General features: G+C 72.2%; 30 protein-coding genes. 18 read left to right on the forward strand and 12 right to left on the reverse strand.

Features of this window, described 5'->3' with window-relative positions; genetic code table 11:
* Positions 1 to 126: 126 nt before the first annotated feature.
* A complete protein-coding gene (gene pgi / locus ACO03V_RS09340) occupies positions 127 to 1,806 on the reverse strand; it encodes a glucose-6-phosphate isomerase (RefSeq protein WP_423137392.1) in 1,680 nt (559 codons plus the stop codon).
* 63 nt (positions 1,807 to 1,869) lie between these two features.
* Entirely contained in the window at positions 1,870 to 2,607 is a 738-nt protein-coding gene (locus ACO03V_RS09345) for an NUDIX hydrolase (RefSeq protein WP_423137393.1), read from the reverse strand.
* Positions 2,608 to 2,647: 40 nt separating this feature from the next.
* Here ACO03V_RS09345 and ACO03V_RS09350 point away from each other — a divergent pair, with 40 nt between their 5' ends.
* The 3 genes from ACO03V_RS09350 (at position 2,648) to ACO03V_RS09360 (ending at position 5,799) form a co-directional block, all read left to right on the forward strand.
* Entirely contained in the window at positions 2,648 to 3,097 is a 450-nt protein-coding gene (locus ACO03V_RS09350; RefSeq protein WP_423137394.1) for a GNAT family N-acetyltransferase, read from the forward strand.
* Positions 3,098 to 3,297: 200 nt separating this feature from the next.
* On the forward strand, positions 3,298 to 4,935 hold the full coding sequence (locus ACO03V_RS09355) for a DUF222 domain-containing protein (RefSeq protein WP_423137395.1): 1,638 nt from the start codon (positions 3,298 to 3,300) through the stop codon (positions 4,933 to 4,935).
* A gap of 552 nt (positions 4,936 to 5,487) precedes the next feature.
* Positions 5,488 to 5,799 carry a hypothetical protein gene (locus ACO03V_RS09360; protein ID WP_367727169.1) on the forward strand — a complete coding sequence of 104 codons (312 nt, stop codon included), beginning with the start codon at positions 5,488 to 5,490 and terminating at the stop codon, positions 5,797 to 5,799.
* A gap of 198 nt (positions 5,800 to 5,997) precedes the next feature.
* Here the strand turns inward: ACO03V_RS09360 and ACO03V_RS09365 are convergent, their stop codons facing one another.
* On the reverse strand, positions 5,998 to 6,825 hold the full coding sequence (locus tag ACO03V_RS09365) for an SDR family NAD(P)-dependent oxidoreductase (protein ID WP_423137396.1): 828 nt from the start codon (positions 6,823 to 6,825) through the stop codon (positions 5,998 to 6,000).
* A 384-nt stretch (positions 6,826 to 7,209) separates the two neighbouring features.
* Here ACO03V_RS09365 and msrB point away from each other — a divergent pair, with 384 nt between their 5' ends.
* From msrB to ACO03V_RS09390, 5 genes are all read left to right on the forward strand, one after another.
* A complete protein-coding gene (msrB, locus tag ACO03V_RS09370; RefSeq protein ID WP_367727215.1) occupies positions 7,210 to 7,668 on the forward strand; it encodes a peptide-methionine (R)-S-oxide reductase MsrB in 459 nt (152 codons plus the stop codon).
* A gap of 86 nt (positions 7,669 to 7,754) precedes the next feature.
* The gene (gene msrA, locus ACO03V_RS09375) at positions 7,755 to 8,309 is read left to right on the forward strand and encodes a peptide-methionine (S)-S-oxide reductase MsrA (RefSeq protein WP_367727630.1); all 555 of its coding nucleotides are present in this window, start codon (positions 7,755 to 7,757) and stop codon (positions 8,307 to 8,309) included.
* A gap of 50 nt (positions 8,310 to 8,359) precedes the next feature.
* Entirely contained in the window at positions 8,360 to 8,719 is a 360-nt protein-coding gene (locus ACO03V_RS09380; protein WP_387054490.1) for a GntR family transcriptional regulator, read from the forward strand.
* A gap of 112 nt (positions 8,720 to 8,831) precedes the next feature.
* Complete coding sequence (locus ACO03V_RS09385) at positions 8,832 to 10,346, forward strand: FAD-dependent oxidoreductase (RefSeq protein WP_423137397.1); 1,515 nt, start codon at positions 8,832 to 8,834, stop codon at positions 10,344 to 10,346.
* A 34-nt stretch (positions 10,347 to 10,380) separates the two neighbouring features.
* Complete coding sequence (locus tag ACO03V_RS09390; RefSeq protein WP_423137398.1) at positions 10,381 to 10,776, forward strand: glyoxalase; 396 nt, start codon at positions 10,381 to 10,383, stop codon at positions 10,774 to 10,776.
* Positions 10,777 to 10,890: 114 nt separating this feature from the next.
* Here the strand turns inward: ACO03V_RS09390 and ACO03V_RS09395 are convergent, their stop codons facing one another.
* Positions 10,891 to 11,364: a GNAT family N-acetyltransferase gene (locus ACO03V_RS09395; RefSeq protein ID WP_423137502.1), complete on the reverse strand. Its 474-nt coding sequence runs from the start codon at positions 11,362 to 11,364 to the stop codon at positions 10,891 to 10,893.
* A 235-nt stretch (positions 11,365 to 11,599) separates the two neighbouring features.
* Positions 11,600 to 12,421, reverse strand: a complete 822-nt coding sequence (locus ACO03V_RS09400; protein WP_423137399.1) for a sulfurtransferase — start codon at positions 12,419 to 12,421, stop codon at positions 11,600 to 11,602.
* 155 nt (positions 12,422 to 12,576) lie between these two features.
* Here ACO03V_RS09400 and ACO03V_RS09405 point away from each other — a divergent pair, with 155 nt between their 5' ends.
* From ACO03V_RS09405 to ACO03V_RS09415, 3 genes are all read left to right on the forward strand, one after another.
* Positions 12,577 to 13,356: a glycosyltransferase family 2 protein gene (locus tag ACO03V_RS09405; RefSeq protein ID WP_423137401.1), complete on the forward strand. Its 780-nt coding sequence runs from the start codon at positions 12,577 to 12,579 to the stop codon at positions 13,354 to 13,356.
* A gap of 177 nt (positions 13,357 to 13,533) precedes the next feature.
* Positions 13,534 to 14,343 carry an endonuclease/exonuclease/phosphatase family protein gene (locus ACO03V_RS09410; protein ID WP_367727230.1) on the forward strand — a complete coding sequence of 270 codons (810 nt, stop codon included), beginning with the start codon at positions 13,534 to 13,536 and terminating at the stop codon, positions 14,341 to 14,343.
* 19 nt (positions 14,344 to 14,362) lie between these two features.
* Positions 14,363 to 14,965, forward strand: a complete 603-nt coding sequence (locus tag ACO03V_RS09415) for a hypothetical protein (protein WP_423137402.1) — start codon at positions 14,363 to 14,365, stop codon at positions 14,963 to 14,965.
* 56 nt (positions 14,966 to 15,021) lie between these two features.
* Here the strand turns inward: ACO03V_RS09415 and ACO03V_RS09420 are convergent, their stop codons facing one another.
* The gene (locus ACO03V_RS09420; protein ID WP_423137503.1) at positions 15,022 to 15,306 is read right to left on the reverse strand and encodes a helix-turn-helix domain-containing protein; all 285 of its coding nucleotides are present in this window, start codon (positions 15,304 to 15,306) and stop codon (positions 15,022 to 15,024) included.
* Positions 15,307 to 15,414: 108 nt separating this feature from the next.
* Here ACO03V_RS09420 and map point away from each other — a divergent pair, with 108 nt between their 5' ends.
* Positions 15,415 to 16,185: a type I methionyl aminopeptidase gene (gene map / locus ACO03V_RS09425; RefSeq protein WP_423137403.1), complete on the forward strand. Its 771-nt coding sequence runs from the start codon at positions 15,415 to 15,417 to the stop codon at positions 16,183 to 16,185.
* A 75-nt stretch (positions 16,186 to 16,260) separates the two neighbouring features.
* On the opposite strand, the gene ACO03V_RS09430 is transcribed toward map, so the two are convergent.
* On the reverse strand, positions 16,261 to 17,790 hold the full coding sequence (locus ACO03V_RS09430; protein WP_423137404.1) for a catalase: 1,530 nt from the start codon (positions 17,788 to 17,790) through the stop codon (positions 16,261 to 16,263).
* Positions 17,791 to 18,156: 366 nt separating this feature from the next.
* Here ACO03V_RS09430 and ACO03V_RS09435 point away from each other — a divergent pair, with 366 nt between their 5' ends.
* Positions 18,157 to 18,372 (forward strand): DUF2945 domain-containing protein, encoded by a 216-nt coding sequence (locus tag ACO03V_RS09435; protein ID WP_367727234.1) that lies wholly within the window; start codon positions 18,157 to 18,159, stop codon positions 18,370 to 18,372.
* A 213-nt stretch (positions 18,373 to 18,585) separates the two neighbouring features.
* Here ACO03V_RS09435 and ACO03V_RS09440 read toward each other — a convergent pair whose 3' ends face one another.
* Together ACO03V_RS09440 and ACO03V_RS09445 are read right to left on the reverse strand one after the other, a co-directional pair.
* Positions 18,586 to 20,043, reverse strand: coding sequence for a cryptochrome/photolyase family protein (locus ACO03V_RS09440; RefSeq protein WP_423137405.1), 1,458 nt, complete (start codon positions 20,041 to 20,043; stop codon positions 18,586 to 18,588).
* A gap of 115 nt (positions 20,044 to 20,158) precedes the next feature.
* Positions 20,159 to 20,314: a DUF2256 domain-containing protein gene (locus ACO03V_RS09445; RefSeq protein ID WP_423137406.1), complete on the reverse strand. Its 156-nt coding sequence runs from the start codon at positions 20,312 to 20,314 to the stop codon at positions 20,159 to 20,161.
* Positions 20,315 to 20,427: 113 nt separating this feature from the next.
* Between ACO03V_RS09445 and ACO03V_RS09450 the strand changes: the two genes are divergently transcribed.
* Positions 20,428 to 20,610, forward strand: a complete 183-nt coding sequence (locus ACO03V_RS09450) for a hypothetical protein (RefSeq protein ID WP_423137407.1) — start codon at positions 20,428 to 20,430, stop codon at positions 20,608 to 20,610.
* Between the two features lie 44 nt (positions 20,611 to 20,654).
* Here the strand turns inward: ACO03V_RS09450 and ACO03V_RS09455 are convergent, their stop codons facing one another.
* Positions 20,655 to 20,975 (reverse strand): biopolymer transporter Tol, encoded by a 321-nt coding sequence (locus ACO03V_RS09455; protein ID WP_423137408.1) that lies wholly within the window; start codon positions 20,973 to 20,975, stop codon positions 20,655 to 20,657.
* Positions 20,976 to 21,582: 607 nt separating this feature from the next.
* Between ACO03V_RS09455 and ACO03V_RS09460 the strand changes: the two genes are divergently transcribed.
* Both ACO03V_RS09460 and ACO03V_RS09465 read left to right on the forward strand, forming a co-directional pair.
* Positions 21,583 to 21,786, forward strand: a complete 204-nt coding sequence (locus ACO03V_RS09460; RefSeq protein ID WP_026095524.1) for a cold-shock protein — start codon at positions 21,583 to 21,585, stop codon at positions 21,784 to 21,786.
* Between the two features lie 241 nt (positions 21,787 to 22,027).
* Positions 22,028 to 23,197 carry a fatty acid desaturase family protein gene (locus tag ACO03V_RS09465; protein ID WP_423137409.1) on the forward strand — a complete coding sequence of 390 codons (1,170 nt, stop codon included), beginning with the start codon at positions 22,028 to 22,030 and terminating at the stop codon, positions 23,195 to 23,197.
* A 179-nt stretch (positions 23,198 to 23,376) separates the two neighbouring features.
* Here ACO03V_RS09465 and ACO03V_RS09470 read toward each other — a convergent pair whose 3' ends face one another.
* A complete protein-coding gene (locus tag ACO03V_RS09470) occupies positions 23,377 to 23,880 on the reverse strand; it encodes a metallophosphoesterase family protein (protein ID WP_423137410.1) in 504 nt (167 codons plus the stop codon).
* A gap of 170 nt (positions 23,881 to 24,050) precedes the next feature.
* Here ACO03V_RS09470 and ACO03V_RS09475 point away from each other — a divergent pair, with 170 nt between their 5' ends.
* Positions 24,051 to 24,719 carry a response regulator transcription factor gene (locus ACO03V_RS09475; RefSeq protein WP_387054463.1) on the forward strand — a complete coding sequence of 223 codons (669 nt, stop codon included), beginning with the start codon at positions 24,051 to 24,053 and terminating at the stop codon, positions 24,717 to 24,719.
* Positions 24,720 to 24,897: 178 nt separating this feature from the next.
* The gene (locus ACO03V_RS09480) at positions 24,898 to 25,998 is read left to right on the forward strand and encodes a sensor histidine kinase (protein WP_423137411.1); all 1,101 of its coding nucleotides are present in this window, start codon (positions 24,898 to 24,900) and stop codon (positions 25,996 to 25,998) included.
* Positions 25,999 to 26,108: 110 nt separating this feature from the next.
* Here ACO03V_RS09480 and ACO03V_RS09485 read toward each other — a convergent pair whose 3' ends face one another.
* A complete protein-coding gene (locus ACO03V_RS09485) occupies positions 26,109 to 26,705 on the reverse strand; it encodes a VanZ family protein (RefSeq protein WP_423137412.1) in 597 nt (198 codons plus the stop codon).
* Positions 26,706 to 26,829 lie beyond the last annotated feature (124 nt).

The following is a 26,829-nucleotide window of genomic DNA, read 5'->3' on the forward strand; positions in this document are numbered from 1 at the left end:
CGGACCTCTCGGGGCCCCTCGCGACGGTGGGGTCCGGTCCGCCGCCGACGCGACCACGGTTCGCCCCGGGGCTCCGCGGGCCGAGCGAGGCGACGTCCGCCCTGCCCGGCCCGCGAGGCGCCGACGTCAGGCGCGGTGCGCGCGGTAGTAGGCCAGAAGTGCCGCGGTCGAGGCGTCCTGAGACTGCGCCGCCTCCTCGTCGCCCTCGAGCGCGGGAGCGATCTGCAGCGCCAGCTGCTTGCCGAGCTCCACGCCCCACTGATCGAAGCTGTTGATGCCCCAGATGGTCCCCTGCGTGAAGGTGATGTGCTCGTACAGGGCGATGAGCTGACCGAGCACGGACGGCGTCAGCGACGGCGCGAAGATCGAGGTCGTGGGGCGGTTCCCGGGGAAGGTACGCGCGGCGACGAGCGCCCCGGTGGTGCCCTCGGCCTCGACCTCTTCCGCGGTCTTGCCGAACGCGAGCGCCTTGGTCTGCGCGAGGAAGTTGGCGAGGAACAGGCCGTGCACGTCGCGCCCGCCGTCGGCGAGCGGATAGGCCGGGTTCACCATTGCGATGAAGTCCGCCGGGATCAGTCGAGTGCCCTGGTGGATGAGCTGGTAGAACGCGTGCTGGCCGTTCGTGCCGGGCTCGCCCCAGAACACCTCGCCGGTGTCGGTCGTCACCGGGGAGCCGTCCCAGCGCACCGACTTTCCGTTCGACTCCATCGTGAGCTGCTGCAGGTAGGCCGGGAACCGGTGGAGCTGCTGCGCGTAGGGCAGCACCGCATGCGACTGCGCGCCGAGGAAGTTCGTGTACCAGACGTTCAGCAGACCCATGAGGACGGGCACGTTCCGGTCGACCGGCGTGGACGCGACATGTTCGTCGACCGTGTGGAACCCGGCGAGGAGCTCGCGGAAGACGCCGGGACCGAGCGTGATGGCAAGCGACAGGCCGATCGCCGAGTCGACCGAGTAACGGCCGCCGACCCAGTCCCAGAAGCCGAAGGCGTTCGCCGGGTCGATGCCGAAGTCGGCGACCTTGTCCAGTGCCGTCGACACGGCGACGAAGTGGTGGGCCACCGCGTCCGTGCGGGCGTCGTCGGAGTCCTCCAGCGCGCCGGCCGTGGCCAGCCGCTCCCACAGCCAGTCGCGGGCCAGGCGCGCGTTGGTCAGCGTCTCGAGTGTCGTGAAGGTCTTCGAAGCGACGATGAACAGCGTCGTCTCGGGGTCCAGGTCGCCCGTCTTCTGCGCGAGGTCGGTCGGGTCGATGTTCGAGACGAAGCGCGCGTGGATGCCGGCGTCGGCGTACGGCAGCAGGGCCTCGTAGACCATGACCGGACCGAGGTCGCTGCCCCCGATCCCGATGTTGACGACGTGGGTGACCTTCTTGCCGGTCACGCCGCGCCACTCCCCCGAACGGACGCGGTCCGCGAAGGCGGACAGGCGGTCGAGCACCTCGTGCACGTCGGCGTCGATGTCCTGCCCGTCGACCTCGAGAGTCGGAGCGGCACCGGCCGGACGGCGAAGAGCGGTGTGCAGGACGGCGCGGTCCTCGCTCGTGTTGAGGTGGGCTCCGGCCAGCATCTGCGAGAAGCGCTCGAGCACGCCCGTCTCCTCGGCGAGTGCGACGAGGGCCTCGAGGATCTCGGGAGTGACGAGGTTCTTCGACAGGTCGACGTGCAGGTCGCCGACGGTGCGGGTGAGGTTCTCGGCGCGGTGCGCGTCGGCGGCGAACCAGCCGCGCAGGTCGGGTTCGAAACCGTCCCGCAGGGCGGTCAGACGGGACCAGGCGGAGGTGATGGTGGGATCGACGGGTGCAGTCACGGACCCCACCGTAGCGATCCGGGTCGCGTTGCGGGGGGAGGATGACGAACCCGTGGACAACAGCTAGGAGGCGCCCGTCTGGGGAGGAACGGTGCCCCCGCCGGCGACCGCGTCGGGCAGCGGCACCTCCCGGGTGGCATCCCACGGCTCCGTCCAGCCCAGCCGGTCGAAGAGCCCGTCCAGCAGCATCGCCGTGAAGCCCCAGACGAGGTGGCTCCCGCCCGGGTGCGGGACGACGAACGCCGGGCCGCGCCACTCGCGCCCGTCGCGGTGCAGGACGGTCACGCCGCGGTGGGCGGGAGCGAGCAGGTCGGCGACCGGGGCGCGGAACACGGCCGCGGACTCCGCGGCATCCACGACTCCCACGCGCGACGGACGGCGCCACCAGCCGATCACGGGGGTCACCAGGTGTCGCGAATAGGCGAGAAGGACCCGTTCCAGCGTTCCGAGGACGTCCACGCCGGAGGGATCGAGCCCGGTCTCCTCCTCCGCCTCGCGCAGCGCGGCCGCCACGGGGCCGTCGTCGCCCGGGTCGAGACGTCCGCCGGGGAACGCGACCTGGCCGGGGTGCGCGCGCAGCGTCGCCGCACGGGCGAGCAGGAGGACGTCGAGCTCGCGCGGCACCGCGCCCACGCGGGCCTCGTGCGTGCTCGGCATCCCGTCGAGCATGCCGAACAGGATGAGCACCGCCGCCTCCCGCGCTCCCGCGTCGACGGGAAGCGCCTGCAGCGCCGGGAAGCCGTCGCCGTGCGCATTCGCGACGAGGGCGACGAGGTCGTCGCGAGCGGAGGCGAGGGGCATCCCTCGAGAGTACGTCGCGGGCGGGTGGTTGCGTGGGCGGGTGGAGATCGTGGAGTGCGCGGGAGACGTGCTGTCGGACCTGCGCGAGTTCCTTTCGGCGGCCGACCTCACACTCAGTGGACTGGGCGCTCCCGGCGTGCGCCTCTGGGTCGCCCTGGACGAGGGCGACCGCATCATCGGCAGCACCGGCTTCGAGCTCAGCGACGACGGACGACACGCCCTCATCCGCAGCGTCGCCGTGGATCCCGCTCATCGCTCACGCGGCATGGGCGGCGACCTGGCGCGCTTCGCTCTGGCCCGGGCCACCGATGCCGGCGCCCGGACCGCCTGGCTGTTCAGCCGACGCTCCGGACCCTTCTGGCGATCGCTCGGCTTCTCCCCCGCGGAGCGCGACACGCTGGCCGAGGTCCTCGCCGACACGCAGCAGGTCCGCCTCTTCCAGCGGACGGCGCAGCTCGCGACCGAGATCGCATGGTCACGCACGCTGTGACGCGCGTTGTGACGCACGCGGTGACGCGCGTTGGGGGTGTGGACGAGGAACGGGATGCCGCGGGCTTCGCGTGGGAACAGATGAGGACCGCAGGCTCGAATTGAGGGCGTGGATGCCGCGAGCTCGGGGCCGGGTGAATTCGCGGGTGGACGCGGGTGAATCGACCGCACCGCTCCAGGGTCCATCTCTAACATTAGAACATGCGTTCGACATCCGCGATGTACACCGACGAGCAAGCCGGCGCCGTGCGGTCGGCCGTCGAGCGCATCCGCCGGGCTGACGCGGAGCTGGCGGCTGCGGAGATCGCACGTGAACGCGCCCTCGCCGACGCGGGCGAGGTGGCGCGAGAGGTCGCCGCCGCCCAGCGGTCGTCCGTCCGGGTCCACGACATGGTCCTACGGAGCATCGCCGCCGAGATCGGCGCGGCCACCGGTGTCTCCGACCGCACCATCCAGCGGCAGATCGGCCACGCCGTGACGCTCGTCGAAGACTTCCCCGTGAGCACCGCCGCCCGTGAGGCGGGCGCCATCAGCGCCCGGCACCTCCGCGACATCGTCGACGCCGCCGCACCGCTCCCGCCGCAGGCGCGAGGGGAGTTCGACATCCTCGCGGCGGCCGAGGCCACGACCGACACCCCGGCGCGCGTGCGACCGCGCCTGCTGCGCCTGGCTTGCCGGCTGCATCCCCGGACGCCGACCGAGCGCCACCGGACTGCACGCGAAGACCGCCGCGTGCGGGTGATCCCTCTCTCGGACGGGATGTCCGAGCTCATCGCGGTGCTGCCCACGACTCTCGCTGTCGCGGTGCAGGACCGGCTCGTGCAGATGGGACGCGCGATCGCCGATGTCGAACGCCGTTCCCCCTCCGACCGGCGGACGCCGCCGGGTGGAGGCGATGCGGGAGGCGACGGCGGTGACCACGCCAGCGGAAACGGTGCGGGGCGCGGGACGGTCTCCGGCAGGGCGGTCGCTGACGTACCCGGCGAGGGCGGCGGTGGTAGCTCCCGCGGGGGCGCCGACGGGGGTGCGGACTTACGAACAGCCGACCAGATCCAGGCGGACGTCCTGACCGACCTCCTCCTGACGGGCGCGCCGATGGCGGATCCCGTCGCGGCGGGCGGCGGCAGCACGCTGGGAGCCATCCGCGCGAAGGTTCAGATCACCGTCCCGGCGATGACGATCCTCGATCCGCGCCGAGAGCGGGACGACCCGGCCGAGCTCGTCGGCCACGGCCCGATCGACGGTGAGACGGCTCGTCGGCTCGCGGAGGCGACCCTGGTGCCGTGGGACCGGGTGATCACGCACCCGATCACCGGAGCGGTCCTCTTCGCCGACACCTACGAGCGCACCGCCGCGATCGACCGACACATCCGCGCCCGGGACAGACACTGCCGGTGGCCCGGATGCGCGCTGCCCGCGGTCCGGTGCGAGATCGACCACACGGTGGACTGGGCCCGGGGAGGTCCGACGGCGAGCACGAACCTCAGCTGCCTGTGCCAGCGCCATCACTCCATGAAGCAGTTCGCCGGGTGGTCCGTGCGGCAGGTCGACGGCGGCGTCCTGGAATGGACGTCTCCGCTCGGGGCGGTCTACGTTGACGAGCCCGCCGCCTATCCCCCGGCGGTGCGTTTCATCGAGTCGGAAACGGAGGAGCAGGGCGAGCCGGACGAGAACCGCCGCCGAGGCGAGTCGGGCGAGAACCGCGCTCCAGGCGGGCCGGGCGAGAATCACGACCGGGGCGGACCGGGCGGGAATCACGACCGAGGCGAGCCGCGGGCACACCGTGACCAGAACAGCCTCGGGCGGGGATCCCCGCCGTCCACAGATGCGCCATTCTGAGCTGCCAGCGAGTAGCCGCGGCGGGTTGCGGCGCCTGGCGGAAGGGTGGCGGAGGGTTCCAGAGCCTGGCGGAAGGGAGGCGGAGGGCTCCAGAGCCTGGCGGAAGGGCGGCGGAGGGTTGCGGCGCCTGGCGAAAGGGTGGCGGCGGATTGCGGCGCCTGGCGGAAGGGTGGCGGAGGGTTCCAGAGCCTGGCGAAAGGGTGGCGAGCTGGAGGAGACCCTCCAGAAGGGCGGCGGACGCCGGCAGAGGGGCGGCGGACGCCGGCAGCGGGGCGGCGGACGCCGGCAGCGGGGCGGCGGACGCCGGCAGCGGGGCGGCGGACGCCGGCAGCGGGGTGGCGGAGGCCGGCAGCGGGGTGGCGGAGGCCGGCAGCGGGGTGGCGGAGCCGTGCCACCCGACCCGGCGATCCGCCGTCGGCAATCGGGCCGATCGCGGGGATCCGCGGCATCCGACGCCGCTCTCCGACGCGCCCGTCAGCCCCGCGGCATCCGACCCCGCCATCCCCGGCCCCGTTCACTGACGCCGTGTCAGGATGAAACGGGAGGTGCGCGATGTCCGAGGAGTTGCACGCGGTCACCATCGTCGTCGACATGCCGGTCACCAAGATCGACGCGCTCGACACCATCGCGTTCGCCGCGGACGGCTCGGTCGACGACGCCCGCACCGCGCGACCACGGGTCTGGCTTGCCCCGAACGCGTGGGCCGAAGTGGAGATCCCCAAGTTCGCCGACCCGCCGCCGCTGGCCATCGACGTCTACTCGGACAAGTCCGGTGCCATCGCATGGGCCGAGGCCCGCCGCCTCTTCGACGCGCTGGAGCGACTGGGCTGGAACGTCGCACCGCCCCGGGCCGGCGTCCGCTGAGCACCCTCTCTCGAGGTCACTCCGCTCGAACCAGGGCCGACAGAAAGCCGCGGCTACCGACAGAGCCGCGGACGACGCCCGAACCGGCGCCGAAGTCAGCGACCGAGCCGCCGCCACAGCTCAGCCCACCGGCGCCGCCCTCAGGAGCTCAGACCTACCGGTGCCGCCCTCCGGAGCTCAGACCTACCGGTGCCGCCCTCAGGAGCTCAGACCCACCAGCTCCGCGCTGCGGTCCCACAGCAGCCGCGCGGGCGCGGGATCGTCCGCGATCTTGTTCGTCCGCGCCGGCTTGTTGTTCGAGTAGAACCCACCGGGCTCCCAGTCGACCCCGGGCTTGCCCAACGCCAGCCACGTCAGCCGCGCCCCACCGACGTCGGTCGACGTCATGAGCTTCTGCGCCAGCGGTCCCCCGTAGAGGAACTTCATCGGACCGTCCGAGGTCGACCCGAAGCTCGACGCGATGACCCCCGGATGGAACGCCACCGCCGACAGCCCGGCGTCGCCGTACCGGCGGTGCAGCTCCTTCGTGGACAGCACGTTCGCGAGCTTGGCGTTCCCGTAGGCCGTCGTCGAGGAGTACCGGCGCTCCCCCTGCAGGTCATCGCCGTCGAAACGCGCCATCAGCCGCGCCGCGGCACTGGAGGTCTGAATGACGGATGCCGCTGAGCCGATCAGACGCTCCAGGAGGAGGTTGGTCAGCAGGAACGGCGCGAGATGGTTCACCTGGAACGTCAGCTCGTAGCCGTCGCCGGTCACCGTGCGGTCCCCGAAGATGCCGCCGGCGTTGTTCGCCAGCACGTCGATACGCGGATACCGCTCGAGCAGGCCCGCCGCGAGCTCGCGCACCTGGGCCAGGTCGCTGAAGTCCGCGACGAACGAGTCCGCGCCGATCGCATCCGCGACCCGCGCCGTCTTGTCGGGGTTGCGACCGACGACCACGACGTTCTCGCCGATGTCGTGCAGCTGACGCGCCGACGCGGCGCCGATCCCGTCGCTGGCGCCGGTGATGACGATGGTGCGGGGCATGGCTCGACCTCCCATGATCGTCCGGGCGGGGCCCGAAGCTCGGTGGACTGCCCGGGCAGGGCCCGAAGCACGTGAAGGGATACCGTAACGACCGCCCCTCCCCGGCCACGGGGGCTTGCCCGCGGCATCCCGAACCGTGAAGAGACACCGCAACGACCGCGCCTCCCCGCCCACGGGGGCTTGCCCGCGGCATCCCGAACCGTCACAGCCCGGAGAATCAGCGAGGTCCCCGGACCCCCCGACAACGCCATCCATCCCCGCCCGCCCGCACAACTCACAGCCCGCTCCCAGCCCCCACGGCCGGAAACGGGACCAAAACACGGACGTCCGACGTTCCACCCTGTGTCGCCCGCACCGGGCGTCGATGACGAAGGGATGCACACCGTGAGCACGGAGTACCGGAAGACGTCGCAGGCGCTCAGCCGTCTGACCGACCGCCAGTTCGCCGTCACGCAGGACGACGCCACCGAGCCGCCGTTCCGCAACGAGTACTGGGACAACCACGAGGACGGCATCTACGTCGATGTCGTGTCGGGACAGCCGCTGTTCTCCTCGACCGACAAGTTCGAGAGCGGCTCGGGCTGGCCGAGCTTCACCCGCCCCATCGACGACGCCGCCGTCGTCGAGAAGACCGACCGCTCGCTCTGGATGACGCGCACCGAGGTCCGCTCCTCGGGGGCCGACAGCCACCTGGGCCACGTCTTCGACGACGGCCCACGCCAGGCCGGCGGACTGAGATACTGCATGAACTCGGCCGCCCTGCGGTTCGTGCCCGTCAGCGAGCTGGAGGCGCAGGGATACGGCGCCTACCTGTCGCTCTTCCCCCAGAGCCAGGCGTCATGAGCTTTCTCACGAACCTTTCCGGCAAGATCGTCCGCAGCCTCTTCGGCAGCACCCCCGGCACAACCCACGGCAGAAGGAGCCACACCATGACCAGCGGACCCACCGACACCGGCGCCGTCACGCGCCGCCCCGGCACCGAGACCGCCGTCCTCGCGGGCGGCTGCTTCTGGGGCGTCGAGGACCTCATCCGCCGCCAGCCCGGCGTGCTCGACACGCGCGTCGGCTACACCGGCGGTCAGAACGACCACGCCACCTACCGCAACCACCCCGGCCACGCCGAGGCGGTCGAGATCGTCTTCGACCCCGCCAAGACGACCTACCGCGACATCCTGGCGTTCTTCTTCCAGATCCACGACCCGTCCACCCTGAACCGTCAGGGCAACGACATCGGCACCAGCTACCGGTCCGCGATCTTCCCGCTCTCCCCCGAGCAGGAGCAGGTCGCCCGCGACACCATCGCCGACGTCGACGCGTCCGGCATCTGGCCCGCCAAGGTCGTCACCACCATCGAACCGGAGGCCCCCTTCTGGGAGGCCGAGCCCGAGCACCAGGACTACCTCCTGCGCATCCCGAACGGCTACACGTGCCACTTCGTGCGCCCGGGCTGGGTGCTCCCCAAGCGCGAGGAAGCCTCGGCCTGATCACGACGGGACCTGGATGCCACGGCATCCGGGTCCCGCCCTTTCCCCTCATGCACCTCACCCTGGATCCCGCCTCGCCCCTGCCGCCGTTCGCGCAGGTGCGTTCGCGCATCATCGCGATGATCGAGAGCGGCGAACTCGCCCCGGGAACGCGGCTGCCCGCCGTGCGGGCGCTCGCCGCCGACCTCGACCTGGCCGCCAACACCGTCGCGCGCGCGTACAAGGAGCTCGAGGAGGCGGGGTTCGTCGAGACGCGCGGCCGCGCGGGGACGATCGTCTCCGCGGGCTCGGACCCCGTCGCCGTCCGCGCGGCCGAGGCGGCCCGCACGTTCGCGCAGACGATGCGCACCCTGGGCGTCGCGCCCGACACCGCCCTCGACCTCGCGCGGGGCGCGCTCAGCGACACCTGAGCGACGGCTCCGCGGGACGGTCGACAACCCCACCGTCGCCCCCGGGCAGACCGCGCGGCGCCGCCGAGGCAACCCCTGCTGTGACCTGATGCGGCTTTTCTAGGCTCGGGGCGTGAGCTCGCACGACACCATCGTCATCGGCGCCGGTCTGGCCGGCCTCCGTTGCGCAACGCGCCTCGCGGACGCCGGTCGCGACGTCGTCGTCCTCGAGGCCGGAGACGCCGTCGGCGGACGCGAACGCACCGACCTCGTCGACGGCTTCCGCCTGGACCGCGGCTTCCACGTGCTCAACCCCGCCTACCCCGCCGTGCAGCGCGCCGTCGACATCGACGCCCTCGACCTGCGGCGCTTCCCCGTCGCCGTCGGCGTCCGCCTCGGCGGCTCCACGGACCGGGCTGAGCAGGGACCGTCACGGTCCCGGGACCCCCGAACCCCCGCCGGCCCCACCGACGCGGCTGAGCAGGAACCGTCACGGTCCCGGGATCCCCGAACCCCCGCCGGCTCCACCGACGCGGCTGAGCAGGAACCGTCACGGTCCCGGGACCCCCGAGCCCCCGCCCGCCCCACCGACGCGGCTGAGCAGGAACCGTCGTCCGGGACCCCCCCGACCCGGGCCACCGTCGCGCATCTCGCCCACCCCCTCCGCCACCCCGGCCGCATCATCGAGACCCTGCGGAGCGGCCTCGTGTGCCCGGGCGATCTCGTCGCGCTCGCCCGCTGGGCGGCCCCCGCGATCCTCGCGCCGCAGGCCGCCACCCGCGGCCCGGACCGTCCCCTCTCCGAAGGATGGGACCGCGCAGGACTCCGCGGCCCCCTCCGCGAGAGCGTCCTCGAGCCGTTCCTCGCGGGGGTCATCGCGGACGACCGGCAGCAGACATCGGACGCGTTCGTGCGCCTCCTCATCCGCAGCTTCGCCCTCGGGCGCCCCGGCCTGCCCGCGGACGGCATCGGCGCGCTGCCCGCACAGCTCGCCGCCACGGCCCGACGCGCCGGAGCCGGCATCCGTCTGTCGCACCGGGTCACGGAAGTCCACCGCACGGGACGCTCCTGGCGCGTCGAGATCGAGGGAGGGGATGCCGTCTCCGCCCGCACCGTCGTGTTCGCCACCGGCCTCGCCGCCCCGATCGCGGGCCTCGACCTCGCACCCCCGCGCACGCGCGGCCTCCAGACGTGGTGGTTCGCCACGGACGAGGCCCCCTCCGACGACGCCGCGCTGCGCGTGGACGGACGACCCCTCCCGGCCGGGGGGACGGGGCGACGCCCCGGACCCGTCGTCAACACGTCCGTGCTCACCCGCACGGTCCCCTCCTACGCCCCGGCCGGACAGCACCTCGTCCACGCGACGTGCCTCCTCCCTGGGACGGACGGCCCCGCGACCGAGGCCGACGTCCGCCGCCAGCTCGCCGACCTGTGGGACGCCGACGTCGCCGCCTGGCGTCTCCTGCGTCGCGACGACATCCCCGACGCGCTCCCCGCGCAGGACCCGCCGCTGCGCGCGCGCCGGCCGGTCCGCCTCGGCGACGGACGCTACGTCGCCGGGGACCATCGCGACACGGCATCGATCCAGGGCGCACTCGTCTCCGGCGAGCGCACCGCGCGTGCCGTGCTCGCCGACCCGGTGCGGTGAACCCCCGTCCGTGCCCGTCCGGCACACTGGACCGATGCCCGGTCTGCACCACCTCGACGTCTGGATCTCCCACCCCGACCAGCTCTCGACGTGGACGTGGCTCTTCGAGCGACTGGGGTGGACGATGGATGCCACCTGGCCCGGCGGCGCGACCTGGGCCCCTGCCCCGGCGGGAACCCCCTACATCACCGTCACGACCACCCCCACCGTCGTCGACGCGGCGCACGACCGCCGCCGTCCCGGGGTGAATCACCTCGCGTTCGACGGCGGACCACGCTCGTCCGTCGACGCCGTCATGGTCGACGCGCCGGCACACGGCTGGACGCCGCTGTACGCCGACCGCTATCCGCACGCGGGCGGGCCGCAGCACTACGCCGGCTGGCTGGGGAACGCGAACGGGTTCAAGGTCGAGATCGTCGCCGAGGACTGAGCCGGGGTCCGCGGTGGGGTCGATCCTCCGTCACGCGCCGGGTCGACCGACCATCACACCCGCGCAGCCAGCTCCCGCAGCTTGTCTCCGGTCACGCGCCGGGTCGTCCAGCCATCACACCCGCGCAGCCAGCTCCCGCAGCTTCTCTCCGGTCACGCGCCGCGTCGTCCAGTCATCCATCGCCTCCGCGCCGAGCGCGCGGTAGAAGCCGATGGCCGGCTCGTTCCAGTCCAGGACCGTCCACTCCAGACGCGGATACCCCTGCGCGACGCACTCCCCGGCGAGCGCGGACAGGAGCGCGACGCCGTAGCCGCGCGACCGGTCCTCCGCCGACACGAAGAGGTCCTCGAGCCAGATCCCGTGTCGCCCCGTCCACGTCGAGTAGGTCAGGAACCACACGGCGATGCCCCGGATGCCACCCTCCCGCTCGACCACGAACGTGAACGCCCGCGGGTCGGCGCCGAACAGCGTCTCCGTGATCATCTCGGCGGTGTTCTCCACGGCATCCGGTTCCCGCTCGTAGTCCGCGAGAGCCTGGATGCACGCGAGGATGCCCTCCTCGTCGCCACGGCGAGCGCGGCGCACCACGGCGCCGTCGGCCAGCGTCGCGAGCACGGAGAGGTCAGGATTCGGACTGTCGGCACCGGCGGAAGCCTCACCGTCCACAGCCTCCGCACCGGCGGGGACGTGACCGTCCTGAGCGGCGGCAGCGGTAAGCGCGTCGTCGCGGGCGGGCGAGGCGGCGGGGATCGGGTCCGTCATACGCCCAGGCTAGCCGCGGCGCGGCGCGCACATGGGGCTCCGGACCGGCGAGCAATGGTCCTCAGCGCGCGACGGCGGGCGCGAGAGCCGGGGTCAGCGCCTCGCGGCCGTCGAACACGAAACAGTCGCCGTCCCAGTGCGCGTCGCCCTGCTCGGCGAACCAGCCGAGGACGCCGCCGTCGAGCTGGTAGGCGTCCACGCCCTCCGCCCGCAGCTGCAACGCCGCCTTCTCGCAGCGGATGCCGCCCGTGCAGAAGCTCACGACCGTCTTCCCGACGAGGGCGTCGCGGTGCGCGCTCACCGCCGCGGGGAACTGTGTGAACCGCTCGATCCCCCAGTCCAGGGCACCCGAGAACGTGCCGTACGCGACCTCGAAGGCGTTGCGGGTGTCGACGAGCACGACCTCGCGTCCCTCGTCGTCCGACCCGGTGTCCAGCCACCGGCGCAACGTCTCGGGCGACACCGCGGGAGCGCGGCCGTCCTGGGGGCGCACCTCCGGACGGTCCATGCGGATGATCTCGCGTTTCACCTTCACGAGCAGACGGGCGAACGGCACGTCGTCCGACCAGCTCTCCTTCGTCTGCAGCGCCGCGAACCGATCGTCCGCGCGCAACGCGTCCACGAAGCCCCGCACCGACGCCGGGGCGCCCGCGAGGAACAGATTGACGCCTTCGGGGGCGAGGAGGATCGTGCCGCGCAGGCTGGCGTCCTCCGCGCGCTCCCGCAGCGGGTCCCGGAGCGCGACCGGGTCCGCGATCGCCGTGAAGAGGTAGGCCGCCACGTTCAGGACTCCCTCCGGCGCCTCCACCCGCGGGGACGCGTCGGCCGGGAAAGCGGAGCTCGAGGAGGCGGGCGTCGGAGTGGGAAAGGGCTGGGGGGACACGGCATCCAGGGTATGCAATCCGCCCGCGCGCCCGGACCGGCGCGTGTCCGGTCGCGCACTCTTCCCGTCGCATTTCCGCGGACGCACCGTCAAGGCGCCTCGGCACCCGATCCTCCATCGCCTAGCGTGACAGGACCGCTCACCTGGAGGACCCCGTGCTCGTAGGCCCCACCGTCTCGGTCGTCATCCCCGTCCGTGACGACGCCGAGCACCTCCGCCGGTGCCTCGACGCCCTGACCGCGCAGACCCGTCGCGCCGACGAGATCGTCGTCGTCGACAACGGGTCCCGTGACGGCAGCGCGGACGTGGCCCGTGCCGCCGGGGCGCGCGTCGTCCCCTGCGCGGAGCCCGGCATCCCCGCCGCCGCCGCGACCGGCTACGACGCCGCCCGCAGCGACCTCATCCTCCGGCTCGACGCCGACAGCATCCCCGAGCCCACCTGGATCGCGAGCACGGTCACCGCCTTCGGGGAGGAGGACGTGGATGCCGTCACCGCCGGCGCCGTCTTCCACGACGGGCCCGCGTGGGGGCGTGTGCTGCTCGCCGTGGCGTTCCTCACCGTCTACACCGCCTTCGCCGCTCCGGCCCTCGGTCACGCCCCGCTCTGGGGGTCGAACCTCGCGTTCCGTCGCTCCGCGTGGCTCGCCGTGCGCGACCAGGTCCACCGCGACCCGGAGCTGCACGACGACCTCGACCTGGCGTACCACCTCGGCGAGCGCCACCGCATCCGTGTCGGCTCGTCGCGGCTCATGCGCGTGTCGTGGCGGACCGTCCGCCCCGGCCGGTTCGCCAAGAGCTTCTCGCGCGGCATGGGCACCGTCTTCGCCCACTGGCCGGAGGACATCCCACCCGCCCGGTGGGCGCGTCTCGCGCGTGCCCGCCTCACGCGGACGGACCGTCCGGTCCCGCACGCCGCGATCCGGGGGTCCCGCTGATGCGCACCGATCATCCCGCTTTTCAAGCGACCCCGCGACTCGCGACGGTCTCCGCCCTCGCCCGGGAGTGCCGCTGATGCGCACCGATCATCCCGCTGTCCTACCGGCCCCGCGACTCGCGACGGTCTCCGCCCTTGCCCGGGAGTCCCGCTGATGTCCGCCGTTCTTTTTCCCAACGTGACCGCGCCCGACATGCTCGTCATGTCCTTCAACATCCGCCGGCGGTTCGACCGGCTCACCTGGCCCGCCGCCGACCGGTGGGGGCTGCGCAAGCAGCGGCTGCGGACCTTCCTCGGAGCGAACCACCCGCACATCGTGGGCTCGCAGGAGGCGATGCCCGACCAGGCCCGCTGGGTGCAGGACGCCCTCGGCTCCGAGTTCGGACGCATCGGGCTCGGCCGGGGCAAGGACCTCGACGGCGAGGGCACGCCCATCTTCTACGACCGGGACCGCCTCGAGGTCGAGGACTGGACGCAGGTCGCCCTCTCCGACAGCCCGGAGGTGCCCGGCTCCACCGGGTGGGGCAACACGATCCCCCGTATCGCCGTCATCGCCCATTTCCGCGACCGCGACACGGACGCGCGCTTCACCGTCGTCAACAGCCACTTCGACGCGTTCTCGCGGCGCGCCCGCCGACGATCCGCGCAATGGCTGCACGACCTCGCCGCCGTGGAGACCCGTCCACTGCTGTTCACGGCGGACATCAACGCGCACGTCCGCTCCCCCGAGCTGGCCGAGATGTTCGCCGACGGGCACCTCGTCGACACCTGGTCGTACACCCCCGTCCGGCGCACCGCGGAATGGGGCACGTTCAACAACTACCGCCGTCCGCGCCGCGGCACGCGACGCATCGACGCGGTCCTGGCCTCCCCCGACGTGGGCGTCCGCGCCGTCGGCATCGACCCCCGTCCCACCGGGACCAACTGGCCGTCCGACCATCTGCCGGTGCAGGCGGTCGTGCGCATCCCGACGGGGTCGGCATCATGACCGGGAGACTCTTCCCCGGGTGGGGCCGACGACGATGATCCGCGCGCTCTACGCCAACCTGAAGCGTCCGCCGCGCAGCGTCACCGACTGGCTCGCGGACGCCGTGCGAGCCGTCGCCATCGTCATCGTCGCCGTGTCCGCCGTCACCCTGCCGGGCACCGACACGGCCGTCCTCTCCATGGCGCTGCCCGCGGTCATGCTCTCGCGCATGATCGGCCTGCGCTCCGGCCTGGACCTCATCACCTGCGTGACCGTGTTCGTCGCGGCCGGAAGCAACGTCCTGGAGCTGTACCGCGCATGGACGGGCTGGGACCTCATCGTCCACCTGGCGTGCACCGGCGTGCTCGCCGCGGTCGCCCTCATTCTCCTGCAGGACTCCGGGGTCGTCCCCGCCACCGGGCGGCGGCGCACGCCCATCGTGCTCGCGACGCTCTCCGGCCTCGCCCTCAGCGCGGTGTGGGAGATGGTGGAGTGGTTCGGCTACCGCTTCATCACCGACGCGATCTTCGTCACCTACGACGACACCATCGGCGACATGATGGCCGGTGGTCTCGGTGCCCTGATCGTCGGGGTCGTGGCATCCCGGGTCCGTCTCACCCGCGAGGACCGCGCCCCGCTCTGACGGAATCGGCGGCGCATGCGCTGTGCCGCGGGTGGAGCAGGCCCGGCCGCGCGGGATCAGGCCACGCCACGCGCGGGTCGGGCGGCGTGCGCCGCCTCCTCCGCGTCCAGACACGCCGAGAGCCCGTCCAGCGACACCCCGAGCGCACCGGCCACCGCGGCGACGGTCGCGAACGACGGCGTCACCAGTCGGCCGGTCTCGATCTTGCGCAGCGTCTCCGGGGACACCGCGGCGGCCGCCGCCACCTCGGCGAGAGAGCGCGGACCGCGGGCGTCCCGGAGGAGGGCCCCGAGCCGACGTCCGCGCGCGACGACCTCGGGGGTGTGCGGCAGGCGAACCATCATGACCCTATCCTACCGGTATTGTTTGACCGGTATTCTTTGACCGGTATTCTTCGACCGGTAGAGCTCTTCGCCCTACCGCCACCCCCCCTCACCGAGGACGAGCCCATGATCGAGATTTTGAACGCCACCCAGCTCGCCGCGGCGGGAGAGACGGGCGCCATCGTGGGCGACACGTTGGCCGAGCTCCGCGAACGGGCCACGGTCGGCGTCAACCTCCTCGAGATCGACGCCTGGGCGCGGGAACTCATCCTGGCCGCGGGCGCGGAGTCCTGCTACGTCGACTACGCCCCCTCGTTCGGGAACGGCCCGTTCGGACATTACATCTGCACCGCGGTCAACGACGCCGTTCTCCACGGCCTCCCCCACGACTACGTGCTGCGATCGGGCGACCTCCTCACCCTCGATCTCGCGGTCATCAAGAACGGCATTGCCGCCGACGCGGCCGTCAGCTTCCTCGTGGGACCGGCGCGCCCCGCGGGCAGCGCCGAGCTCATCCGCGCGACCGAGGACGCCCTCGCCGCCGCGATCGACGTGGCCCGGCCGGGCAACCGCATCGGCGACATCTCGCACGCCATCGGGAGCGTGCTCACCGCCGCCGGGTACGCGGTCAACACCGAGTTCGGCGGGCACGGGATCGGCTCGACCCTGCACGGCGACCCGCACGTGCCCAACATCGGCCGCCCGGGGCGCGGGTTCCGGCTGCGTCCCGGACTGCTCCTGGCCCTGGAGCCCTGGGTGATGGCCGACACCGACGTGCTCGTCACCGACCCGGACGGGTGGACGCTGCGCAGCGCGACCGGCGCCCGCACCGCGCACAGCGAGCACACCGTCGCGATCACCGACGGCGCCGCCGAGATCCTCACGCTGCCGCGCTGACGGAACGCTCTTCAACGCGCCCCGCGGACAACACGAGGCCGGGAAGGCCGTGACGACCCTCCCGGCCCTTTGCCGTCAGATCCGGCCGGCGACGTCCGTGCCCACGAGGTCCCCGTCGGGGTTGGGCTCGCTCAGCTGCTCACCCGGCGCCGAAGAGTCCTCCAGCGGAGGCAGCGCCTGCTCCACGCGCGCGCCGATCTCGGCATCCACGTTCTTCCAATACTGCACCGCACGGTCGCGGACGTCCTTGCGGGTCACCCCGCCGACGTGCCCGGAGATCGTCTCGACGAGACGGTCGCGCTCCTCGGCGGACATGACGTCGCGCACGAGTGCGCCGGCCTGGCCCCAGTCGTCGTCCTCCGGGTGCAGCGTCGCCGCGGAACGCACCAGCTCGCCGTCGCTCTGCCAGCCGCCATCCCCCGCGCGACGCGGGTCCGCCGCCGGGCCGCCCACCGAGTTCGGGGCGTACACGGGCACCTCGGGCGGGTTGTACTCGTAGCGCATCGCGCCCTCCTTGGAGTACGAGTGCACCTCCGTGTGCGGCCGGTTGACGGGCAGCTGCTGGTAGTTCGTCCCCACGCGGTACCGGTGCGCGTCGGCGTAGCTGAAGATGCGGGCCTGCAGCATCTTGTCGGGGCTGCCGTCGATGCCGGGGACGAAGTTCGACGGCTCGAACGCCGCCTGCTCGATCTCCGCGAAGTAGTTGCCCGGGTTGCGGTTCAACTCCATCGTGCCGACCTCGATCTCGGGGTAGTCGCTGTGCGGCCACACCTTCGTCAGGTCGAACGGGTTGAAGCGGTACGTCTTGGCATCCTCGTACGGCATGACCTGCACCTTGAGCGTCCACGTGGGGAACTCGCCGCGCTCGATCGCCGCGTACAGGTCGCGGATGTGGAAGTCCGCGTCCTGACCGGCGATCTGGTCGGCCTCGTCCTGCGTGAGCGTCTTGTGCCCGAGGTCGGTGTGGAAGTGGTACTTCACCCAGAACCGCTCGCCCTCGGCGTTGATCCACTGATAGGTGTGCGAGCCGTAGCCGTTCATGTGGCGCCAGGATGCCGGGATGCCGCGGTCCCCCATCAGCCACGTCACCTGGTGCGCGCTCTCCGGAGACAGCGTCCAGAAGTCCCACTGCATCGTGTTGTCCCGCAGGTGGCTGCCGGGCAGACGCTTCTGCGAGCGGATGAAGTCGGGGAACTTGATGCCGTCCTTCACGAAGAAGACGGGCGTGTTGTTGCCGACGAGGTCGTAGTTGCCCTCGGTCGTGTAGAACTTCAGCGAGAACCCGCGCGGGTCGCGCCACGTATCGGGGCTGCCCTGCTCGCCGGCGACCGAGGAGAAGCGGGCGAGCATCTCGGTCTCGACGCCCGGCTGGAACAGCGCCGCGCGCGTGTACGCCGAGACGTCCCCAGTGGTGCGGAACGTGCCGAACGCGCCGCCGCCCTTCGCGTGGACGACGCGCTCCGGGACGCGCTCGCGGTTGAACTGGGCGAGCTTCTCGATGAGGTAGTGGTCGGTGAGGGCGATGGAGCCGTCGGCTCCGACGCTCTGGGAGTGCTCGTCGCTGGCGACGGGCGCTCCGTTGTTGGAGGTGGTGGGGGTGCTCATGAGCTCTCCTCGCGGTCGAAGGTCCGGTGGGGTGACCTTCTCCGACCCTAGGCAGGCCCGGTCGCGCAATCGAGCTGTTGCGCATCCGGTCCCGAGCACGTACCGTCGCCGCCTCCCCTCCCCGCCGTCGAGCCGCCCTGTCAATCCCCCGCGGCGGGTTCCCGGCCCTGGCGAGCATGGCGGGACAGGGTTACCGGATCGAGAAGGACACGACGCCACGGGTGGGCGTCCGGATCGGTCGGGTTCCCGGGTGAAACGGACCACAAGCAAGACCGACCGAGCACGACCGACCGGGCAAGACCGACCGGGCGAGACCGACCGGGCAAGACCGACCGAGCAAGACCGACGAAGAGAAAGAGGGACACCATGTCGAAGGATCTGTCGAAGGGCGACCGGGTCAGCTGGGACACCCCGCAGGGACGCACCCAGGGCGAGATCGTGGAGAAGAAGACGAGCGACTTCCAGCACGACGGGCAGAAGTTCACGGCATCCGACGACGACCCGGCCTACATCGTCGAGTCGGAGAAGTCCGGGTCGAAGGCCGCCCACAAGGGATCGGCGCTGAACAAGCTTAAGAGCTGAGCACGCGGAACCACGACTCGATGCCCGGGATGGGCTCGGCTGGCCATCCCGGGCATCGCGCTGCTCCCCCACCATCCGGCGGGGCGGGAACGGGCCGTCAGCCATCCCGGGCATCGCGCTGCTCCCCCACCATCCGGCGGGGCGGGAACGGGCCGTCAGCCATCCCGGGCGTCGCGCTGCTCCCCCGCCACCCGGCGGGGCGGGAACGGGCCGTCAGCCATCCCGGGCATCGCGTCGCTTGCGCATCTGCGCCAGGGCGAGACCGAGCCGGTGGTTGCCGGCGAGCACATCCTCGTTGCGTTCGAGGAACTCCCAGTACGCGTCCGTGAACACCGAGTCCTTGGCATCCTGCGCCGACGGCCACCACGAGCCCATCTTCTGCAGATAGGCCCCACCGGAGACGTACGGCTTCGTCGCGACAAAACCGCCGTCGGCGAACTGGCTCATGCCCATCACGTTGGGGATCATCACCCAGTCGTACGCGTCGACGAACAGCGCGAGGAACCACGCGTTCACCTGGCGGGGCGCGTACCCCTGAAGCAGGAACCAGTTGCCGAGCACCATGAGCCGCTCGATGTGGTGCGCATAGCCCCAGCGGTGCACGCGCTCCAGCACCGTGCGCACCGGGACCGGCAGATCCGACGGCATCCGTGTCGCGGTGTACCAGTACTTCTCTATGCGCTTCTCGTTATGGAGGGCGTTGACGTGCTCCAGCTTCGGGTGGGCCCGGTACATCCCCCGCATGTACTCGCGCCAGCCGACCACCTGACGGAGGAACCCCTCGACGGATGCCAACGGGGCATCGGTCCGCGTGGCGGCGGCGACCACCTCTTCGACCGTCAGCAGCCCGATGTTCAGCATCGGCGAGATGATCGCGTGGAAGAGGAACGGCTCGTCGGCTTTCATCGCGTCCTCGTAGCGTCCGAAGTCGGTGAGCCGTTCCGCGACGAACACGTCGAGCCAGTCCCGTGCCTGCTCCGGCGTCACCGGCAGCCAAAACTCCTCCGCGGCGCCCGGATGCTCGGGGAAGCGCTCGTCGACCTCCGCGATGACCTGCGCGGTGATCTCGTCCGGCTCCAGCTGCGGGAGCGCGGGGATGTCCACGCCCTTCTTCGGCAGCGGCTTGCGATTCTCCGCGTCGAAGTTCCACCGCCGGCCCACGGGCGTGCCGCCGTCCATCAGGATGCCGGTGCGCCGGCGCTGCCAGTGGTAGAAGTCCTCCATGAGGGGGGTCGGATGCTCCGCGAACCAGCCGTCGACCTCCTCCTCCGGCGTGAGGAACAGCCCGTCCGACAGCACGTCGGTGTCCACGTCGTGGTCCGCGCAGATCCGGGCGATGCGCTCGTCCACGGGACGGTTCGGGTCGCTCATCCACACCAGCTCGGCCACGTGGCGGGTCGTCAGGAGGCGCTCGAGACCGGCCTTGAAGCCGAGGTCGTCGTCCAGCGTGATCCGGCGGACCGTCTTCCCCTCGGCTTCGAGCCGGGCGGCCGTGTGCCGCATCGCCGACACGAGCAGCACGATCTTGTGCCGGTGGTAGGGCAGCTTCGCGAACCGCGGGGCGGACTCGACGAAGAAGAACTCGTCCACGTCGTCGTCGGCGTACGCGGGGTGCTCCGCGAACTGCTGCGTGGCCAGGATGAGCGCGGCCTTGATCTTCCGTGCGCTCATGCGCGTCGCTCCTCTCCGCGACCGGGCGTCGCGCCGGTGTGCGTGTCGTCGACCGTCGTCATGAGCGCCTCCGGGCCGAGATCGGTACTGACAGCCAGGGATCCGCTCTCCGCGCTCATGCCCGCCTCCGGGCCGCCGCCGCCTTGGCTCGGCAGCCGCGGGAGCAGTACTTCACGTCATCCCACTGGTCGCGTCCGTTCCAGCGTTTGCGGTCGGAGAAGGGGCGGCCGCAGAACGCGCACGGCTTCTCGCGGAGCGGTGGTCGAGACATGCCGACATCGTTCCAGCCGGTCCGGACCGCGATCGGGGGCTTGCGCGTGACACGGACCACCCTTCGACGCAAGGGCCGTGCGGCCGCGGCAGGCGCCGTGGTCGGGTGGATCCATGACCTCGACACCTGACGACACGACCGACGGACGCGACACCACCAGCGCGAGCGACACCGCGGACCAGCGCGACGAGCTCGAGACCGCCGACGCCCCGATTCCCCGCCCCACCTCGGGCGACGTCCCGGGCGACACCGACGGCTCCGACGACGCTCCCGTGGACAACCCGTCCGGCGGCTGAGCGGCCGACTGTCGGAGGGGCGGCTGTCCAACGGTCTCGCCTCACTACCCCTCCCGCGGCGGGGGCGCCAGGCCGTCCAGCGCTTCCAGCGCCTCGTCAGCGCGCGCCCGCCGAGCGGCGACATCGTCCTCCCACCACCGCGGGCCGCGCTCGCCGAGACCGTGCTTGGCGAGGTCGACCCGGCGGCGCGCCGCCGCGACCGCGTCGTCGTCGTCCGCGCGCTTCGCCGTCCGCACGGCCGACCGTGCACGGCCCAGGTGGGAGCGCAGCCGGTCGGCCGCCTCTTCGGACAGCTCGGGGTCCGTACGCCGCCACCGACGCCCGTCGATCACGAGCCAGTGGTCGTCGTCGGCGGCATCCGTCATCCGCCTACTGCACACCCTGGTGACGGGATCCGCATTCCCCGGTGACGTTCAGCACATCCGTGGTACCGTGGAGTATTCATTCCGGGACCGTCTTCGCCTCCGCCCGCCTCATCGTCGAGATGCCGGGTGCGCAGCACCGAGCCGCGACTGTCGAAGTCCCTTCAACTTCTTGTGCGATCTCGCACCTCCGTCCGACGCGATCCGCGTCCCTCCGAAAGTCTTCGTGTTCTCCCCCTCTCTTCCGCCGGCACCGCCGCGCGACCTCCCTTTCGCTGACGTCGTCAGCGCCCTCGACTGGCGTCAGGCCGACCTCGACGTCTACGTCGCCATGTCCGGTGTCGGCTTCACCGACTACGCCGGGTTCGTCGGCGCCCGCGACGGCCGCTTCGAGGCCCACGGCGCGCGCGGCGAGGACCTCGGCCTGCACGACTCGCTCGACGCGGCCCGCTCCGCCGTCGGGCGTCACCGTGCGCTCGCGGCCCTTCCCGTCGCTCCCCACCGCTCGCGTGCGACCCTCCCGGTCGCGCGTCACCCCCGTCCGCTCCGCGCTTGTCGGAACGGCGCCCACGGTCGCACCTGCGGCCCGAGAAGAAAAAGGAAGAACACGATGGCCACTGGCACCGTGAAATGGTTCAACTCCGAGAAGGGCTACGGGTTCATCGCACCCGACGACGGCTCGGCCGACCTGTTCGCGCACTTCAGCGCGATCCAGGGCAATGGCTTCAAGGAGCTGCAGGAGGCGCAGAAGGTCGAATTCGACGCTGAGCAGGGCCCCAAGGGCATGCAGGCGGCGAACATCCGCCCCCTCTGAGCATCAGCTCCCCCGCAGCCGGGGTGCACCGCGTTTCGCGGGCACCCCGGCTGCGTCTGTTCCCGGGGGATTCGGGAGCCGTCCGTCCGCCTGCGCCGGACGGGACAGGCTCCCCGCTGGGAGTTCGCCCGACGTCTCCGGGCCGCCGATAGGGCTAGCGCGAGCGTTGGACGTGCACACCGCGCGCCCGCCCCTGGGAGTTCGCCTGACGTATACCGCCGGGCCCATACGACCGCACGTAATGTGGGCCCCAGCCCGGGTAGCCACCTCGGCTCCACACCCCCGGAACCCCCAGGAGCTCTTCATCGCCTCCACTGTCGTCGAGTCGCGACTCGGCCCCGTCCGTCAGACGTACTCCGGCACCACCGAGTTCCCCCCGATCGCCAAGGCCTACACGGAGCTGTCGCAGGTCGTGCGCGAGAGCGGATACCTCGTCCGCACCCCCCTCTTCTACTCCGTGGTCGCCGGCGCGGTCGTCCTCGGCTTCGGCGGGGCCATCACCGGCTTCGTCCTGCTCGGCGACAGCTGGTTCCAGCTGCTGATCGCCGCCGCCCTCGGCATCCTGTTCACCCAGGTCGCCTTCCTCGCCCACGAGGCCAACCACCGGCAGATCCTCGCCTCCGGCCCGGGCAACGACCGGCTGGCCCTCTGGATCGGCAACGGCGTCGTCGGCATGAGCCAGTCGTGGTGGGCGACCAAGCACACGCGTCACCACGCCAACCCGAACCGGGTGGGCAAGGACCCCGACATCGAGATCGACACCATCTCGTTCCTCGACGTGGATGCCGCCAGCGCGCGCGGCCTGCGCCGCTGGATCACGAAGCGACAGGGCTGGCTCTTCTTCCCGCTGCTGACGCTGGAGGGTCTGAACCTCCACTTCCTCGCCATCCGTCACCTGCTCTCGCGCGGCGAGGTCAAGGGCCGCTGGACCGAGCTGGGGCTCCTCGCCCTGCGTTTCGCCGTGTTCGTCGCACCGGTGTTCATCTTCCTGCCGATCGGGATGGCGTTCGCGTTCCTCGGCGTGCAGCTCGCCGTGTTCGGCGTCTACATGGGCGCGTCGTTCGCCCCCAACCACAAGGGCATGGCCGTCATCGCGCCGGGCGCGAAGCTGGACTTCTTCAGCAAGCAGGTGCGCACGTCGCGCAACATCTCCGGCGGCTGGTGGGCGACCTGGCTCATGGGCGGACTGAACTACCAGATCGAGCACCACCTCTTCCCCAACATGCCCCGCCCGCACCTCAGCCGTGCACGGGCCATCGTCCGGGAGCACTGCCGCACCCTCGACGTGCCCTACGTGGAGACCACGCTGTGGCAGTCCTACGGCATCGTCATCGCGTACCTGAACCGCGTCGGCCTCGCCGCGCGCGACCCGTTCGAGTGCCCGCTGACGTCGGCGTCGCGCCGCGTCTGACACCCGCCGGCACCGTCGCGCCCGTCGCGTCGCCACTGTTCACTCAGGTCGGCGATGCGGCGGGCGTTTCGCGTGGAGAGCCACCCCGCCGTCTCGCCGGCTCCGCCATCACACGCGCGGGACCTCGTGCAGCCGGACGTCGCGGATGTCCCCGCGGGTCAGGCTCGCCGGCTCCGCCATCACGCCCGCTGGACCTCGTGCAGCCGGACGTCGCGGATCTCTCCGCGGGTCAGGCTCACCGTGATCATCGTGCACACCGGCTGGCGGCGACGGTCCGTCGGGGACCCGGGGTTCAGCAGGCGCAGACCGCCGGGGGTGACGGTGTCCCACGGGATGTGGCTGTGGCCGAACACCAGCAGATCCGTGTGCGGGTAGGCGGCATCCATCCGTCCCTCCCGTCCCGTCGCGGCACCGGTCTCGTGCGCGACCGCGACGCGGACGCCCTCGATCTCGGCCCGGGCGACCTCGGGCAGCCGCGCGCGCAGGTCGTCGCCGTCGTTGTTGCCCCAGACGCCGAGGACGGGCGCGAGCGCCGTCAGCTCGTCGAGCACGTCGACCGTGACCCAGTCGCCGGCGTGGACCACCAGATCGACGGTGGATGCCGCGGCCCGCACGGCCGGAGGCAGTTGCCGGGCCCGCCGGGGAACGTGGGTGTCCGCAAGAAGGAGGAGCCGGGTCGCCATCGCTCCACGGTAACCGCGACCCCGCTCTGCGAGATGGCGGCGCACGCGCGCCGGGCGACGCGGGACCCGCGGCATCCCTCCCCCGTCGGTCCCGGCGCACCGCGCGGCCGACGCGCGCTCGCAGACGCGCGATACGTGGACGATACGCGCCGCGATCTACCATCGTGCTCATGCGCGTGCTGATCGTCGAGGACGAGCCCTACCTCGCCGAGGCCATCCGCGACGGACTGCGCCTCGACGCCATCGCCGCCGACATGGCGGGCGACGGCGACACGGCCCTCGAGATGCTCGCGGTGACCCCGTACGACGTCGTGGTGCTGGACCGCGACATCCCGGGCCCGAACGGCGACGAGATCGCCCGCCGGCTCTCGACCCGGGCGGAGGCGCCGCGCGTGCTCATGCTCACCGCCGCCGACCGTCTCGACGACAAGGCGAGCGGGTTCGAGAACGGCGCCGACGACTACCTGACGAAGCCGTTCGCGCTGCGGGAGCTCGTCCTGCGCCTGCGCGCGCTCGCCCGTCGCCCCGCCGCGACCGCCCCGCCGGTCGTCGAGCGGCACGGCCTGCGGCTCGATCCGTTCCGCCGGGAGGTGTATCGGGACGGCCGGTACGTCTCGCTCACCCGGAAGCAGTTCGCCGTGCTGGAGGTGCTGATGGCCGCCGACGGCGGAGTGGTCAGCGCCGAGAACCTCCTCGAGCGCGCCTGGGACGAGAACGCCGACCCCTTCACCAACGCCGTCCGCATCACGATCTCGACCCTGCGCAAGCGTCTCGGCGAGCCGTGGCTGATCCAGACGGTCGCGGGCGTCGGCTACCGCATCGGCCCCGCGGATGGCTGAGCCGGACGCCGGGTCCCACCCCGCCGGGCGTGCGTCCGGGCTGCGCGACGCGCGTCCTGCCGGGCCCGGGCCCGCCGGCCCGCATCCCGCTCCCCCGACTCCCGGGCTCACCGGCAGGCGTCCCCTTCCCCCGACTTCCTTACCCGCCGGCACGCGTCCCGCCGGGCTGAGCGTCCGCGTGAAGCTCACGCTGAGCTACGCCCTGTTCGTCCTTATCGTCGGGGTGGCCGTCTTCGCCCTCGGCTTCCTCCTGCTGCGCTTCGTCCCCGAGGGCAACCTGTACGCCGACAGCGGCGCGTTCGCCCCGCGACGGACGGACCTCGTCGAGGTGTTCGTCCGCTACGCCACGTGGACGCTCCTCGGCCTGGCCGTGGTGGGTCTCGGCGGCGGCTGGATCGTCGCGGGGGTCATGCTGCGCCCGCTGCGGCGCATCACCGACGCCGCCCGCGCCGCCCGCGACGGCGCCTTCGACCAACGCGTCGCCCTGCCCGGCCGCCGCGACGAGCTCACCGACCTCGCCGACACCTTCGACGGGATGCTCGCCCGCGTCACCGAGACCCTGGACGAGCAGCGACGTTTCGCCGCGAACGCCTCTCACGAGCTGCGCACCCCGCACGCGACGATGCGGACCATGCTCGAGGTCGCCCGCTCCGACCCCGCGGGCGCCGACGTCCCGCGGCTGCTGCAGCGGCTGGACGACACCAACGAACGCGCGATCCGCCTGACCGAGGCGCTCCTCGCGCTCGCTCGCGCCTCCCGCGGCGGCGCGATCGAACGGCGCCCGGTGGACGTCGACGCCGTCGTGACGCAGCTCATCGCCGAGCTCGCCGAGGAGCTCACTGGGGAGTCTGCCGTCGAGACCCCGATCGGGGCGAGCGCCCTCGTCGCGCCGGGCGTACGGATCCTGCGCGACCGGGTGGTGACCGTCGCCGTCACCGCGGGCGACGAGATCCTGATTCGCCAGGCGGTCGGCAATCTCCTGCGAAACGCGATGCTCTACAACGTCCCCGACGGATGGGTGCGCGTGTCCGTGCACGTCGACGGACGGCACGTGATCGTCGACATCCTCAACACCGGACCCCTCCTGGATGCCGCCACGGTGGCGACCCTGCCGGAGCCGTTCGTCCGCGCCGCCGCACGCCAACGCGGGCGGGGCGACGGTACCGGACTGGGGCTGGCCATCGTGGCATCCATCGTCCGTGCCCATGCGGGGAGGCTGGAGCTGTGGCCGCGCGGCGGCGGCGGCCTGCACGCGCGGCTTCGACTGCCGCGCACCTGAACGCCTCTCGCGTGGGTGCTGCGCCGGCGCCCTGTCGGTGCGATTGGGTCCTGCGTAGCTGCCGAGCCGGTGCGGTGCGGGTCACGCGTGGCTGCCGTGCCCTCCGGCTCTCAGCCCCGCGAGCGCGACAGCGCCGCCGCGGTCCGGGCCACGAGGCGGACCAGGATCACCACGGCGGTTCCGAGGATCGCCCCGGCCGTGTTCGCCAGGACGTCGTCCACGTCGGGCACCCGGCCGGGGATGGCCGCCTGCGCCGTCTCGATCACGATCGACAGCACCGCACCGAACCCCGCGGCGAGCCACGCCCACCGCAACGGGAGCAGGGCGGCGACGGCCGACCCGACGGGCACGAACAACGCGACGTTGAGCGTCGTCTCGGCGCCCGCGACGAAGAGGGCGTCCATGACCTCGACCGGCAGGACGTCCACCACGTCGAACCCGGCGGCGCGCAGGGGCCGGGCGAGGGCGCGCGGGGCGAGGGTGAGCGCCCCGACGACGGCGAGGACCGCCGCCGCGATCAGAACGCGGGCGGGCGTCGGGAACGCGGCCGCCGGAGACGGGGCAGGCGCCGGGCGGGCCGACGCGGCGGAACGCGGGGAGACGGCGGGACGCTGGGAGACCGCGGGACGCGGGGAGACCGCGGGACGCGGGGAGACCGCGGGGCGCGGGGACACCGCGGGGCGCGGGGGGAGAGAGCTGCGGGACACGTGGGACCTTTCGCTGGGCGGACGCCCATTCCACCGGGCGCGGTGTTGCCGCAGCGTTCGCGGGAACGCATACATCCGCGATATCCGGTCCAGTCCGGTCGGGCGGGGGCAGGAACGGAAGGCC

The organism is Microbacterium sp. HMH0099 (genome assembly GCF_049384025.1).
GTDB lineage: Bacteria > Actinomycetota > Actinomycetes > Actinomycetales > Microbacteriaceae > Microbacterium.

What these genes read in the sequence shown, in the direction of transcription:
- ACO03V_RS09445 (WP_423137406.1), bottom strand. Translation starts at nt 20,314, where the DNA reads ATGTCTCGACCACCGCTCCGCGAGAAGCCGTGCGCGTTCTGCGGCCGC.
- msrA (WP_367727630.1), top strand. Translation starts at nt 7,755, where the DNA reads ATGACCAGCGGACCCACCGACACCGGCGCCGTCACGCGCCGCCCCGGC.
- ACO03V_RS09355 (WP_423137395.1), top strand. Translation starts at nt 3,298, where the DNA reads ATGCGTTCGACATCCGCGATGTACACCGACGAGCAAGCCGGCGCCGTG.
- ACO03V_RS09435 (WP_367727234.1), top strand. Translation starts at nt 18,157, where the DNA reads ATGTCGAAGGATCTGTCGAAGGGCGACCGGGTCAGCTGGGACACCCCG.
- ACO03V_RS09470 (WP_423137410.1), bottom strand. Translation starts at nt 23,880, where the DNA reads ATGGCGACCCGGCTCCTCCTTCTTGCGGACACCCACGTTCCCCGGCGG.
- ACO03V_RS09360 (WP_367727169.1), top strand. Translation starts at nt 5,488, where the DNA reads ATGTCCGAGGAGTTGCACGCGGTCACCATCGTCGTCGACATGCCGGTC.
- ACO03V_RS09450 (WP_423137407.1), top strand. Translation starts at nt 20,428, where the DNA reads ATGACCTCGACACCTGACGACACGACCGACGGACGCGACACCACCAGC.
- ACO03V_RS09390 (WP_423137398.1), top strand. Translation starts at nt 10,381, where the DNA reads ATGCCCGGTCTGCACCACCTCGACGTCTGGATCTCCCACCCCGACCAG.
- ACO03V_RS09430 (WP_423137404.1), bottom strand. Translation starts at nt 17,790, where the DNA reads ATGAGCACCCCCACCACCTCCAACAACGGAGCGCCCGTCGCCAGCGAC.
- ACO03V_RS09475 (WP_387054463.1), top strand. Translation starts at nt 24,051, where the DNA reads ATGCGCGTGCTGATCGTCGAGGACGAGCCCTACCTCGCCGAGGCCATC.
- ACO03V_RS09465 (WP_423137409.1), top strand. Translation starts at nt 22,028, where the DNA reads ATGTGGGCCCCAGCCCGGGTAGCCACCTCGGCTCCACACCCCCGGAAC.
- ACO03V_RS09440 (WP_423137405.1), bottom strand. Translation starts at nt 20,043, where the DNA reads ATGAGCGCACGGAAGATCAAGGCCGCGCTCATCCTGGCCACGCAGCAG.
- map (WP_423137403.1), top strand. Translation starts at nt 15,415, where the DNA reads ATGATCGAGATTTTGAACGCCACCCAGCTCGCCGCGGCGGGAGAGACG.
- ACO03V_RS09460 (WP_026095524.1), top strand. Translation starts at nt 21,583, where the DNA reads ATGGCCACTGGCACCGTGAAATGGTTCAACTCCGAGAAGGGCTACGGG.
- ACO03V_RS09365 (WP_423137396.1), bottom strand. Translation starts at nt 6,825, where the DNA reads ATGCCCCGCACCATCGTCATCACCGGCGCCAGCGACGGGATCGGCGCC.
- ACO03V_RS09420 (WP_423137503.1), bottom strand. Translation starts at nt 15,306, where the DNA reads ATGGTTCGCCTGCCGCACACCCCCGAGGTCGTCGCGCGCGGACGTCGG.
- ACO03V_RS09380 (WP_387054490.1), top strand. Translation starts at nt 8,360, where the DNA reads ATGCACCTCACCCTGGATCCCGCCTCGCCCCTGCCGCCGTTCGCGCAG.
- ACO03V_RS09345 (WP_423137393.1), bottom strand. Translation starts at nt 2,607, where the DNA reads ATGCCCCTCGCCTCCGCTCGCGACGACCTCGTCGCCCTCGTCGCGAAT.
- ACO03V_RS09455 (WP_423137408.1), bottom strand. Translation starts at nt 20,975, where the DNA reads ATGACGGATGCCGCCGACGACGACCACTGGCTCGTGATCGACGGGCGT.